Source organism: Allobosea sp. Tri-44, from assembly GCF_004123845.1.
Classification (GTDB): Bacteria; Pseudomonadota; Alphaproteobacteria; order Rhizobiales; family Beijerinckiaceae; genus Allobosea.
The window spans coordinates 526,119-537,713 of record NZ_NBDP01000007.1; the positions used below are offsets into that span (position 1 = coordinate 526,119).

The 11,595-nt window shown below is 66.7% G+C and carries 11 protein-coding genes; all 11 read right to left on the reverse strand.

The window, feature by feature from the left end:
* Window positions 1–3: 3 nt before the first annotated feature.
* Window positions 4–1,059: an LLM class flavin-dependent oxidoreductase gene (locus tag B6S44_RS08990; RefSeq protein ID WP_129156529.1), complete on the reverse strand. Its 1,056-nt coding sequence runs from the start codon at window positions 1,057–1,059 to the stop codon at window positions 4–6.
* A gap of 8 nt (window positions 1,060–1,067) precedes the next feature.
* A complete protein-coding gene (locus tag B6S44_RS08995; RefSeq protein WP_129156628.1) occupies window positions 1,068–1,997 on the reverse strand; it encodes an ABC transporter substrate-binding protein in 930 nt (309 codons plus the stop codon).
* A gap of 71 nt (window positions 1,998–2,068) precedes the next feature.
* Complete coding sequence (locus tag B6S44_RS09000) at window positions 2,069–3,001, reverse strand: ABC transporter substrate-binding protein (protein ID WP_129156530.1); 933 nt, start codon at window positions 2,999–3,001, stop codon at window positions 2,069–2,071.
* A gap of 25 nt (window positions 3,002–3,026) precedes the next feature.
* Window positions 3,027–4,826: an amino acid ABC transporter permease/ATP-binding protein gene (locus B6S44_RS30030; RefSeq protein ID WP_129156532.1), complete on the reverse strand. Its 1,800-nt coding sequence runs from the start codon at window positions 4,824–4,826 to the stop codon at window positions 3,027–3,029.
* Between the two features lie 40 nt (window positions 4,827–4,866).
* Complete coding sequence (locus tag B6S44_RS09010) at window positions 4,867–5,400, reverse strand: GNAT family N-acetyltransferase (protein ID WP_129156533.1); 534 nt, start codon at window positions 5,398–5,400, stop codon at window positions 4,867–4,869.
* Window positions 5,401–5,450: 50 nt separating this feature from the next.
* Entirely contained in the window at window positions 5,451–6,794 is a 1,344-nt protein-coding gene (locus B6S44_RS09015; RefSeq protein ID WP_129156534.1) for an LLM class flavin-dependent oxidoreductase, read from the reverse strand.
* A 17-nt stretch (window positions 6,795–6,811) separates the two neighbouring features.
* Window positions 6,812–7,816 carry an MsnO8 family LLM class oxidoreductase gene (locus B6S44_RS09020; protein ID WP_129156536.1) on the reverse strand — a complete coding sequence of 335 codons (1,005 nt, stop codon included), beginning with the start codon at window positions 7,814–7,816 and terminating at the stop codon, window positions 6,812–6,814.
* Window positions 7,817–7,833: 17 nt separating this feature from the next.
* On the reverse strand, window positions 7,834–8,424 hold the full coding sequence (locus B6S44_RS09025; RefSeq protein WP_129156538.1) for a flavin reductase family protein: 591 nt from the start codon (window positions 8,422–8,424) through the stop codon (window positions 7,834–7,836).
* Between the two features lie 434 nt (window positions 8,425–8,858).
* Window positions 8,859–9,506, reverse strand: coding sequence for an SCO family protein (locus B6S44_RS09030; RefSeq protein WP_164985764.1), 648 nt, complete (start codon window positions 9,504–9,506; stop codon window positions 8,859–8,861).
* Between the two features lie 3 nt (window positions 9,507–9,509).
* On the reverse strand, window positions 9,510–10,628 hold the full coding sequence (locus B6S44_RS09035) for an MBL fold metallo-hydrolase (RefSeq protein WP_129156539.1): 1,119 nt from the start codon (window positions 10,626–10,628) through the stop codon (window positions 9,510–9,512).
* 231 nt (window positions 10,629–10,859) lie between these two features.
* Window positions 10,860–11,570 (reverse strand): SapC family protein, encoded by a 711-nt coding sequence (locus tag B6S44_RS09040; RefSeq protein ID WP_164985765.1) that lies wholly within the window; start codon window positions 11,568–11,570, stop codon window positions 10,860–10,862.
* Window positions 11,571–11,595 lie beyond the last annotated feature (25 nt).

The window sequence follows — 11,595 nt, forward strand, 5'->3', positions numbered from 1 at the left end:
GGTTCATCCGGCGACCGTGGCGGCGGCCCCGAAAGCCGCGGACGGCTCGGCCGCCTGGCCGAGCAAGGGCGCGATGAGCCGGGTCGTGTCCGACAGGATCTGGCGGTAGTCCTCGCCGGAAAAGTTATAGGGCAGCTCCAGCCGCAAGGTGTCGACCAGCGGCAGGACGGGATCGGCCGCAAGGCGCTCGGCGATCTCGGCCGCCGTGCCGACGATGTCGGGGGCGAACAAGGTGCGGCGCTCGCCCTGCGGCAGTAGCGTGCGCGCATGGCGGCTGGCGGCGTAGTCGCGATAGCGCCGGCGCGTGGCGGCATCGGCGCTGTCGAGCGGCACGATGACGCGCCCGGCCGCGACCTTCGGCTCGTCCTCGCCGCGCCAATGAGTGCGGAAGGTCTTGATATGGCGGTGCTGCGCTACGAAGAACTCGTCGGTTTCCTCGCCAGTGTTGATATTGCCGACGAGCAGATGGAAACCGTTCTCGGCCGCCCAGCGCGCCGAGCGTAGCGAGCCGCCGCCATACCACAGCCGCTGCCTTAGCCCGGGAGCATGCGGGCGCAGGCGCGGGCGATGCTCGCCGGCAGCGGAGGTGATGCGGCTGTCTGCATCACCCAGCCAGTCGCCGTCGAGATTGCTGGCGAGCCAGGCGACTCGCGCATGCGAGAAATCATAGGCTGCCGGGTCGGCGTCGAAGAAGCGCTCGCCCAGCAGCTTGCCGAAGGGCGGCGGGCCAGCACTCAGGCCGACATTGAGCCGCCCACCGGAGAGCACGTCGACCAGCGACAGATCCTCGGCCAGCCGGAACGGGTTCTCATAGCCGATCTGGATGACCGCGGTGCCGAGCCCGATCCGGCGGGTGCGCTGGCTCGCAGCCGCGAGGAAGGTCGCGGCGGATGAGACGCCGGGCTCGAGATGACGCTGACGCACCCAGGCGCTGTCGAAGCCGAGCTTCTCGCCGTATTCGAAGAGCGCGAGCGTCTCCTCGAGGCCGGCACGCGGATCGGCGTCGTCGTAGTTGCCCGGTGTCAGGAAGGCGAGGTGCCGGATCGCGAGCGAGGACATGGCGCTTTTCAGTATTTCGGCAGGCCGGGCGGGTTGGTCTCGGAACGGACGAGCGCCTCCTCCTCCAGGCTCCAGCGCGCCAGCGACTGCCGGAACTTGCCGTTGGCGATCAGCCCGTTGGTGGCGACGGTGAGCGCATCGACCAGGCCGCTGCCCTTGCGCGTGGTGATCGCGACATCCGACTTCAGCGGCCAGCCGGCGCTGAGCGTGCCGACGCGCTTGATGTCCTTGTCGCGCGCCGAGATGAAGACGAGCTGCGCATGTGGCTGGACGATGACGTCAACGCGTCCCGAGCGCAGTGCCACCAATCGCCCCGCCTCGTCATCGAAGAGCTGAAGCTCGATCGGCTTCAAGCCCGCAGCGACGTTCTGCTTGCTCCATTCGACCAGGATGCGCTCCTGATTGGTACCGCCGCCAACGCTGACCTTGAGGCCAGCCGCATCCTTCGGCTCGCTGATCGCTGTGACCTTGCTGTCGGCCCTGACGAAGAAGCCGTGCAGGCCCTTGCGATAGGTCGAGAAGTCGAACTTCTCCTTGCGCTGCTCGGTGACGCCGACATTGGAGATGACGGCGTCGTACTTGCCCGAAGCGAGGCCGAGCGGCCAGTCGGCCCAGGCGATCGGCTGCAGGTCGAGCCTGAGGCCGAGGCTGTCGGCGATCAACTGGGCGAAGTCGGCGTCGGCGCCGACCACGGTCTTGGCATCGGTCGCGTAGGTTGCGAGCGGCGGCCCGCCGGGGCTGACCGCCACGGTGAAGACGCCAGGCTCGACGAATTTAAAGCCCTTCGGCACGGCGGCGATCGCCTCCGGCTGCTTCTCGGCTCGGACCCGGCCGGGTTGCTCAGGACCGAGATCGAAAGGCGCCTGGGCCTCGGCCGAATTCTGCAGCAGGCTGAACGCAGCCAGGCCGCCAAAGAGAAGCGCCGACAGGGCGCGCATTCGCAACATCATCGTCTCCGTCATGCTTGATCTCGAAGGCGCCGCGGCCAACCGCAGCGCCGCCGCTTGGCTCACGTGGCCGGCAGGCCGGGCGGGTTGGTGCGCGACTGTTCGATCGCCTCGGCGGCAAGGTTCCAGCGCCCGAGCGCCTTGGCGTAGTTGCCGTTGCCGATCTGGGTGTTGATGGCGTGGGTGATCGCCTCGGCGAGCCCGGCGCCCTTGCGGGTCGTCACCGCGATCTCGGCCAGCAGCGGCCAGCCGCCGCTGAAATTGCCGGCGAGGCGGGTCTTGCTTTCCTGCGCCGCCTTGAAGCTCAGCAGAGCGTTGGGACCAAGATAGGCGTCGGCACGACCGGTCTCGAGCGCGAGATAGAGCACGACATCGTCGTCATAGTACTGGATCTCGGCCGGCTTCAGCCCGGCCTTCACGTTCTGCTCGTTCCAGCGCAGCAGGATCTGCTCCTGATTGGTGCCGGAGCCGACGATGATCTTGAGGCCGGCCACATCGCGCGGCTCGCGGATCTGGATCTCGTTGTCTTTCTTCACATAGAAGCCGAGCAGGTCCTTGCGGTAGGTCGAGAAGTCGAACTTCTCCTTGCGCTGCTCGGTGACGGTGATGTTCGAGATCGCCGCATCGTATTTGCCGGAAACGACGCCGAGCGGCCAGTCGGCCCAGGAAACCGGCACGATCTCGAGCTTGCGGCCAAGCGCATCGGCGACGAGGTAGGCGATGTCCGGCTCGGAGCCGACGATCGTCCTGGCATCGGCGGTATAGCCGGCGAAGGGCAGGCGGCCGGTGGCGTTGGCGACGGTGAAGACGCCCTCCTTCACGAACTTCGCGTCCTTGCCGATCAGCTTGATCGCCGCCTCGTCGCGCCCGGCGCGCGGCCGGCCGGCCTGCTCGGGCGAGAGGTCGATCGCCTGCTGGGCGAGGCCGAGCGAAGGAAGAAGCGTGCTGGCGGAAGCGGCGCCGAGCAGAGCGAGCGTGTTGCGTCTGGTGATCATGGCTTTGCTCCTTGAGAAATGACGGTCAGAGGACCTTGGCGAGGAACTCGCGGGTGCGGGCATGATCGGGCTCGGCGAGGACGCGGGCCGGCGGGCCGACTTCGAGGATGCGGCCGGCCTCCATGAAGACGACCTCGTCCGCGACCTCGCGGGCAAAGCCGATCTCATGGGTGACGATGACCAGCGTCGTGCCGGAGCGGGCGAGCTCCTTGATGACGTCGAGCACCTCGTTGACGAGCTCGGGATCGAGCGCCGAGGTCGGCTCGTCGAAGAGCAGGACCTTGGGCTTCAGGGCCAGCGCCCGGGCGATGGCGACGCGCTGCTGCTGGCCGCCGGAGAGCTGGCGCGGATAGGCGTCGACCTTGTCGGCGAGGCCGACGCGGGCGAGCAGCTCGCGCGCCTCGGCCAGCGCCTGCTCTCGGCTGACGCCGCGTACCGAAAGCGGAGCCTCGATGACGTTCTCGATCGCGGTCAGGTGCGGGAACAGGTTGAAGCTCTGGAAGACCATGCCGACATCGACGCGGCGCTTCAGGATCTCGCGCTCCTTGAGCTCGTAGAGCTTGTCGCCATCCTGGCGGTAGCCGATCAGCTCGCCGTCGATGGCGATGAAGCCCTGGTCGACGCGTTCAAGATGGTTGATCGAGCGCAGCAGCGTCGACTTGCCGGAGCCGGACTGGCCGATGATCGCGGTAACGCTGCCAGGCCGCAACGCGAGGCTGACATCGTCGAGCACCTTGAGCGGGCCGAAGCTCTTCGAGACATTGCTGATGCGGATCTCGCCGCCGCTGCGTCGCAGACTCGCCAGCGAGGGAACCACCGCGGGGGTTGAACTCGCCTGGGCCTGCGCGGCCTCGGTACGCCGCGCCGCTGCGGCATCGCGCGAGCGGCCGAAGCGGACCAGTGCCAGGCCGATCAGCGAAGGCGGCGGATTGCGCAGCGCGCCGCGCGAATAATAGCGCTCGATATGGTGCTGGACGAAGGACAGTACGCTCAGGATGACGAGGTACCAGACCGTCGCCACCATCAGCAGCGGGATCACCTCGAGATTGCGCCGATAGATGATCTGGATGGTGTAGAACAGCTCGGGCAGCGCCAGGATGTAGACTTGGCTGGTGCCCTTCGCCAGCAGGATGATCTCGTTGAAACCGTTGGGCAGGATGGTGCGCATCGCCTGCGGCAGCACGATCCGCGAGAATTGTCGGTGGCGCGGCAGGCCGAGCGCGGCCGCCGCCTCGTGCTGGCCCTGATCGACCGAGAGGATGCCGCCGCGCACGATCTCGGAGGAGAAGGCGCCGGCGTTCAGCGTCAGCCCGAGCACCGCCGCGAAGAACGGCGTGATCAGTTGCGTCGTCGACCAGGAGGCGAAGGTGATGTCGGTGAAAGGAACGCCGAGCCAGACGGTGGAGTAGAGGTAGCCGAGATTGTTGAGGACCAGCAGCAGCACGATCAGCGGGATCGAGCGAAACAACCAGACATAGGCCCAGGACAGCGACGCCAGCAGCGGCGAGCCGGAGACCCGTGCCAGCGCCAGACCGGTGCCGAGCAGGAAGCCGAGAACGCTACCGAGCAAGGTCAGCAGCAGCGTGCGCGCCAGGCCCGCCAGCACCGGTTCGGAAAAGAACCACTCGGCGAAGACATCCCAGCCCCAGCGCGGATTGGACAGGACCGAATTCGCGACTGCGAAGATCACGACGACCGCGAAGGCCGTACCGATCGTGCGGGCTGGATAGCGCGCCGGCACGATACGGTAGCGGCTGAAATCGCGTGTCGGCGGTGTGCTGCGGGCGTGCGGCGGCAAGCCCGCCAGATCGCTGGCGAGGGTCATGGCTGGAATTCGTCCCCTTGAAACTCAGGAAGCGACGCGATCAGGCGGCGCTGACAGGCAACTGCTCTGCGGGCGGCCGCAGCGGATAGGAAGCGACGGCGAGGTCCTTCTCGAAGGCGAGCTTCTTGTAGATTTCGGGGTCGACCGCGGGATCGAAGAGCGGCGTGTAGCCAGTGTTGAGGTAGAGATCCCTCGCCTCCGGCTGGCGGAAGCCGGTGGTCAGGAAGATCTTGCCATAGCCCTGGCGCGCAGCCTGCGCCTCCAGCTCCTCGACGACGCGGCGGGCGAGGCCCTGGCGGCGGAAGGCGGTATCGGTCCACATCCGCTTCAGCTCCGCTGTCTGCGCGTCATAGCGCTTGAAGGCGCCGCCGGCGATGGCACGGCCCTCGCGCAGCAGCAGGACGAAGTTGCCCTCGGGCGGCGCGAACAACGAGGCCGGGTAGCGGCTCATCTCGGCGCCCGGCGCCTCGCCGAAATAGGTGCCGTAGCGCGTCGCGTATTCCCAGGTCAGCTGCTCGACCAGAGGCTCGGCGAGCGGGTCGAGCGGGGTGGTGTAGAGGAACTGGTCGGACATCGGACAGCCTCTCGGATCGCGGGTTTCTGAAAACGAGTTCTGCGTGGCTTTCAGCCGACCTTGCGCGGCACGGATGCCGGGGCGGAGCGGGCATAGCGGCTCTCGCGGCGCGGCAGGCCAAGATGGTCGCGCAGCGTTTCGCCCGGCAGGTTGCGATCGTAGACACCGCGCGCCTCCAGCTCCGGGATGACCAGCTCAACGAAGTCGTCGAGGCCCTGCCCGATCACCGGGAAGCCCAGGATGAAGCCATCGGCCGCCTGCTTCTCGACGCGCTCGATCAGGATATCCGCGATTTCTTCGGCCGATCCGATCAGGTCGGCACGCGGGGTCGCCGCTTCGAGCGCCGCCTCGCGCAGGGTCTGGCGCTTCAAGGCGGCGGTGCGCTTGATCCGATCGGTGGTCGAGCGGAAGCTGTTCTTGCCGATCTCGCCGAGCTCGGGGAAGGGAGCGTCGAGCGGATAGGCGCTGAAGTCGTGATGGTCGAAATAGCGGCCGAGATAGGCAAGCGCGTCGTCGATCGAGACCAGCGCGCGGATCGCCTGGTACTTGTCCTCGGCCTCCTTTCGCGTGCGGCCGACGATCGGGCCGGCACTCGGGAAGATCTTGACGTTGTCGGCCAGCCGCCCCTGCGCGATCGCGCTGGTCTTGATGCTGCGGTAGAAGGCCTGGCCCTCCTCCAGCGAGACATGATTGGCGAAGACCGCATCGGCATGGCGACCGGCGAGGCCGATGCCGGCATCGGAGGCGCCGGCCTGGAACAGCACCGGCTGGCCCTGAGGCGAGCGCTGGATGTTGAGCGGGCCCTCGACCTGGAAGAAGCGGCCCTTGTAGCCGAGCGTGTGTAGCTTCTCGCGGTCGAAGAAGCGGCCGTTCTCGCGGTCGCGGACGAAGGCGTCGTCGTCCCAGGAATCCCAGAGACCCTTGGCGAGTTCGAGATATTCATGCGCGATCTCGTAGCGCAGCGAGTGCTCGGGATGCGGGCGGCCGTAATTGCGGCCGGAACCTTCCAGCGGGGACGTGACCGCATTCCAGCCGGCGCGGCCGCCCGAGATCAGGTCGAGCGAGGCGAATTGCCGGGCGATGGTGAAGGGGTCGCTATAGGAGGTCGAGACCGTGCCGACGAGGCCGAGCTTTTTGGTCACCGTCGCCAGCGCCGAGAGAATCGTCAGCGGCTCGAAACGGTTGAGGAAATGCGGGATCGACTTCTCGTTGATGTAGAGCCCGTCGGCGACGAAGGCGAAAGCGATGCCGTTCTCCTCGGCCTTGCGGGCGTTGCGGATGAAGAAGTCGAGATTGACGCTGGCGTCCGGCGGATTGCTGGGATGGCGCCAGGCGTTCATGTGGCTGCCGGGGCCCTGCAGCATCAGGCCGAAGGTGAGGCGGGGCTTGCTCATCGGTGTCTCCTGTCGGCTCAGGCGGCGAGCGCCGACGCGTCGCCGGCCAGCAGCGTGATCGAGGCGAGGCGCTTGGCAGTGGCGGCTGCCGGCGTGTCGATAACGAATTCGGCGATGCCAAAGCGGGTCGAGAGCGCATCGAGTTCGCGCCGGACGTCCTCGGCCGTCCCGGCGAGAATGCTTGGACGGCGGATCTCAGTGGTATAGGACGCCGCTCCGGCCTGGCGGGCGAACTCTGCGGCCTGCTCCTCGCTGCCGAGGTTGACGCTCTGGCCATTGTCGAGCGTCAGCCGAACCACGCGCAAAGGCTCGGTCAGCGCCCTCGCCTCCTCGGCCGTCGCGGCGGCGAGCGCCGCCAGCCCGAGCAGCGGAAGCTCGGTTGCGCCGGCCTTGGCATGAGCGTCGAGCGCCGCCTCCAGCGCCTTCGGATCGCCGTTCAGCTGGCCGGCAAAAACAAAGCGCCAGCCGTGTTTGGCCGCGAGCCGGGCGCTGTCGGGGCTCGCGCCGAGCAGGAAGCGCTCGGCGGCTACGGGCGGCTTGGGCAGGGCCTGCGCGCCCGCGAGCGGATCGCTCGCATCGAGCACTCCAGCGAGGAAACCATCGAGCTCGGCCAGCAATGCCTCAAAGGAGCGGGCGCGCTCCGGATCGTGCTGGATGCGCAGGGCCTTGGTCGAGAGCGGCAGGCCGCCCGGCGCCTTGCCAATGCCGAGATCGATACGGCCCGGTGCCAGCGCCGCAAGCAGGTTGAAGGTCTCCGCAACCTTGTACGGGCTGTAATGCTGCAACAGCACGCCGCCGGAACCGACGCGGATGCGCCGGGTCCGGGCGATCAGATGCGCGACCAGCACTTCGGGCGCCGAGCTGGCAAGACCGGGAAAGCCGTGATGCTCGGCGAGCCAGAAACGGCGATAGCCCAGCCGCTCGGCAGCCTGCGCCAGCGCGATCGTGCGCTGCAGGGCATCGACCGCGCTCTCGCCATCGAGGATCGGGCTCTTGTCGAGCAGGCTCAGGGAATAGGCCATGGGGTATCTCGCAGGGGTCAGATGCTGCGCAGGTCGAGGGCCGTGCGCGCCTCCTCGGCCATCCAGCCGAGGCGTTCGTAATCGCCGCGCCAGTAGAGCAGCGCGGCGTCGTCGCCGCCGAGCCTGACCTCCTGCACGCGGCCGATGACGATGGCGTGGGAATGCCGCTCGATCAGCTCCTCGACCTCGCAATCGAGTGCGACTAGTGCGCCCTCCAGCAGCGGCGCGCCGGTGACGCCTTCGGTCCAGCTCGCCCCGGCATAGCGCGCCTCGCCCTTCTCGCCGGCACGGCCGGCAAAGCGATCGGCGATCTGCTTTTGCGTGGCATTGAGGATGTTGACGCCGAAGCTGCGATAACGGGCGAGCACGGGAAAGCTCGACGACGTCAGATTGAGGCCGAACATCACGGTCGGTGGCTCGGCCGAGAGCGAAGACAGCGAGGTGACGGTGAGGCCGGTGCGATCCTCGCTTTGCCCGGTCGTGATGACGCTGACGCCGCCGGCGAGATGGCGCAGCGCCGAGCGGAAGCTCGGCGGCTCAGCCTGCGCGACCCGGCCGAGCGGACGGGAGACTGCAGATGCGGGCGGAACGAGCGAGACGACGGTCATGAGGGCCTCAGCTGACGAGAGGACGCAGCGCACCGCACGTCGTCAGTTGACGACGCTCCGGCCGATCGAGCCGGCGCGCTGAATCTGCTGGAAAGAGACGGGTCCTGCGGTCAGGCCGCGGGACGAAGGATCAGGAACATCGCGGCAGCGCCGCGAAGGGCTCGGGATCCGAAGTAATACTCAGCTTCATTGACGTGTCTCCGCTCTCGGAGCCCACGATTTCATCGTGGTGCTTTTAGCATTGGTGACGCGGTGCAAGCTGCTCCAGCAAATCCCGCGACATCAGCGATGTCATCGCTTCGGTTGTCGTGAATGATCTTCCACGCGGCCCACGCCGTCAATGAAACGGCTTTTCAAAGTTGCGCCCTCCGCTGGCAGAACAACCTTCCACGATTTACCCCAACAGGCGTTTTACTCTCATGCCGGCGCATCGCTCATTTCGCCTGGAGGTGGGGTCGGATGACGGTGAGCATGCGCTCGGCTGGCGTATTCGGCGGGAAGAAGCCGAGATACTGGCCGGCCCGATCCATCACATAGACATAGGCCGAGTGGTCGACCGTGTACTCGTCCTTGCCGGTTTCGACCCTCTCGTAGAACACCTTGTAGGCATCGGCCGCCTGGCGGACTGCCTCGGCCGATCCGGTCAGGCCGACCAGGCGCGGATGGAACAACGAGACATAGGTCGAAAGATGCTCGGCCGTGTCCCGCTCGGGATCGAGCGTGATGAAGAGCGGCTGGATCGCCTCGCCATCCGGGCCGAGCTGGTCGACGGCGCGAGATATCTCCTGGAGATCGGTCGGGCAGATATCCGGGCAGTAGCTGAAGCCGAAATAGACCAGCAGAAGCTTGCCGCGGAAATCGGTGTCGCGGCGAATGCGGCCGGTGTGATCGCTCAGCTCGAAAGCGCCGCCGACCGGCTCGCGATTCCACATCAAGATGTCCATCAGCTCGGCGGCCGAGCGGCGGCGCGGCTCCTCGGCGCGCAGCAGGCCCGACCAGACGGTGACGAACAACAGGGTGAACGCTGCGGCCAGCACCGCTTGCCAGAACAGGCCCGCGATGCGGAGCTGACGGGCGCGCATCGCTCAGGCCGAGAAGATCAGGCGGCTGCCGGTGGTCGGCACGATGACGTTCTCCGGCAGCTGCGCCTGCGCCTCCAACGCGAAGTTCAGGCCCGAGCAATGCATTGGAACGACCACATCGGGTTTCAGCTTGCCGACCTCGGCGACGACCTGCTGGAGATAGTCCTTCGGCGCCGGCCCGAGATGGAAGCCGCCGACGATGGCATGCACCTTCTCGACACCGGAGACCTCCTGCGCCTGCCGGACCGAGTTGACGATGCCGACATGGCCGCAGGAGCTGATCACCACCAGGCCCTTGCCGCGGATGTTGAAGCAGGTCGCGTGCTCGTGGACATGCTCGTCCGGGATGATCTTCCCCTGCAGCTCGGCCGGGCTGTAATGGCTGGCGTCGCAGCCGAGCCCGTCCTTGATGGCACGCTCGACGAAGGTATTGGGCAGGATGCGCTCGATCGAGCGCCGCTTGATCTGCCCGGTGGTGAAGGCATGGCCGGCGACGACGGTCGGGGTCTCGCAGAGCACTGTCGCAACCTGGCGCGCCGTGAGCTCGCGGCGGTCGAGCTGGCCGAAATCGGTGAACTGGCCCTGGACGCTACTCGGACTGACACGATGGCAGAAATTATCCTCGCCGCCGGCATAGAGCTTGAGGTCCGGCGCAAGCGCGTCGCGATATTTGGCGAGGAAGCCGTCGAGGCCGCCGTAATGATCGTGGTGGCCATGGCTGACGATCAGGGCATCGATCTTGGTCGGATCGACCTTGAGGATGCCGATATTGTTCAGCAGTGCATCGGGACTGTAGCCGAAGTCGAGCAGGATGGTGCGGCCCTCGTCGGCGCGCTGCGATTCCAGGAAGAGCGACAGGCCCCATTGATTGTGCAAGACCTGGCGATAATCGGCGCCGCGGCCCGAGCCCGGCGGCTGATGCTGTACGCCCTGGACGGTGCTTGGCTTCAGGAACTGGTCATGGGCTGAATCGATCAGCACACGCATCGACAGGCGGTCGACGGTGGGCACTTCGATTGGCGCGGCGCTGGCGATCTCGACACAGGCGAAGCTCGTAGCGGCGCCGGCCGCGAGCGCAGCCGACAGCTTGAGGAAGGAACGGCGCTCGATCGCCTCTGTCATGACCGTGAACCCTTGCCTGGGCACGGCATACGCGCCGCAGGCGCGAGACTAGCCGGCCAGCCGGAGGGAAGGTTTCCATAGTTCGGCGATCGGGCAGGAGGATTGCCTCCCTGCCGCATCCGGTAACGAAACGAAGCTTTCGTGTTCGAACAAAGCGCCCATCGTCAACGCGCGACGCTTTGATCCGCTTCAAACAACAGCGGCAAGGCCGATGGCGATCGGTGATTTCGACTATGAGCGCTCGCCGAGCAGGGCGAAGTTCGCCAGGCTGATCAGATGGGCGTGGATGGGCGCCAGATAGCCTTTCCGCCGCAGATCGAGCCAGATTTCGTCCGACAGCGCGTTGAGGCGCTCTTCGCTCACTGCCGTGAAGCCGGAGAAGCTCGAGGTCGCGCCGTTGGCCGACCGTATCTCGATGTTGATCGTTTGGAACAGGTCGAGGGCCTTGAGCTCGGCGGTGAAGGTGGCCGTGGCTTTCGCAGCATCGGCATATTCGCCGACGAAGGTGATGACCCGCTGCAATGCTTCCGCCGGCTCGCCGTCCTCGGTGAAGAGGCGCTCGCCCTGCTCACTCTGCAGCCCGGAGAAGCCGCCATCGACGCAAATGACCTGCTGCTCCGACGAGACCTCGCCACCGACGAATGGGTAGCGCCGCAGATAGGCCGGCGCATGCTGGCCGCGCCAGCGCCCCTCGCCATCGACGAAACAGCTCTCGCCGGGACGCATCCCCACCATGAACAGCGGCGAGACGGTTCCCGCTTCATCCAGGAAGAGAATTGGCATGTCGCGGCATGCGACCGCGAACTCCGGCATCAGCGCCGGCAGCACATGGGCTCCGGACGCGAATGCGTAGGGTGCCTCCGACGGGGCGACCCGCGCCTCGCGATGCTCATTGCGGTCGAGCACGGTGATGCTTGAATAGAACAGCGGCAAGGGCGCCATGATCGGATCCTCGTCAGAAAAAAGC

Excerpts from the sequence above, each read along its gene's own strand:
- B6S44_RS08990 (WP_129156529.1), bottom strand. The coding sequence starts at position 1,059 with ATGTCCTCGCTCGCGATCCGGCACCTCGCCTTCCTGACACCGGGCAAC.
- B6S44_RS08995 (WP_129156628.1), bottom strand. The coding sequence starts at position 1,997 with ATGCGCGCCCTGTCGGCGCTTCTCTTTGGCGGCCTGGCTGCGTTCAGC.
- B6S44_RS09000 (WP_129156530.1), bottom strand. The coding sequence starts at position 3,001 with ATGATCACCAGACGCAACACGCTCGCTCTGCTCGGCGCCGCTTCCGCC.
- B6S44_RS30030 (WP_129156532.1), bottom strand. The coding sequence starts at position 4,826 with ATGACCCTCGCCAGCGATCTGGCGGGCTTGCCGCCGCACGCCCGCAGC.
- B6S44_RS09010 (WP_129156533.1), bottom strand. The coding sequence starts at position 5,400 with ATGTCCGACCAGTTCCTCTACACCACCCCGCTCGACCCGCTCGCCGAG.
- B6S44_RS09015 (WP_129156534.1), bottom strand. The coding sequence starts at position 6,794 with ATGAGCAAGCCCCGCCTCACCTTCGGCCTGATGCTGCAGGGCCCCGGC.
- B6S44_RS09020 (WP_129156536.1), bottom strand. The coding sequence starts at position 7,816 with ATGGCCTATTCCCTGAGCCTGCTCGACAAGAGCCCGATCCTCGATGGC.
- B6S44_RS09025 (WP_129156538.1), bottom strand. The coding sequence starts at position 8,424 with ATGACCGTCGTCTCGCTCGTTCCGCCCGCATCTGCAGTCTCCCGTCCG.
- B6S44_RS09030 (WP_164985764.1), bottom strand. The coding sequence starts at position 9,506 with ATGCGCGCCCGTCAGCTCCGCATCGCGGGCCTGTTCTGGCAAGCGGTG.
- B6S44_RS09035 (WP_129156539.1), bottom strand. The coding sequence starts at position 10,628 with ATGACAGAGGCGATCGAGCGCCGTTCCTTCCTCAAGCTGTCGGCTGCG.
- B6S44_RS09040 (WP_164985765.1), bottom strand. The coding sequence starts at position 11,570 with ATGGCGCCCTTGCCGCTGTTCTATTCAAGCATCACCGTGCTCGACCGC.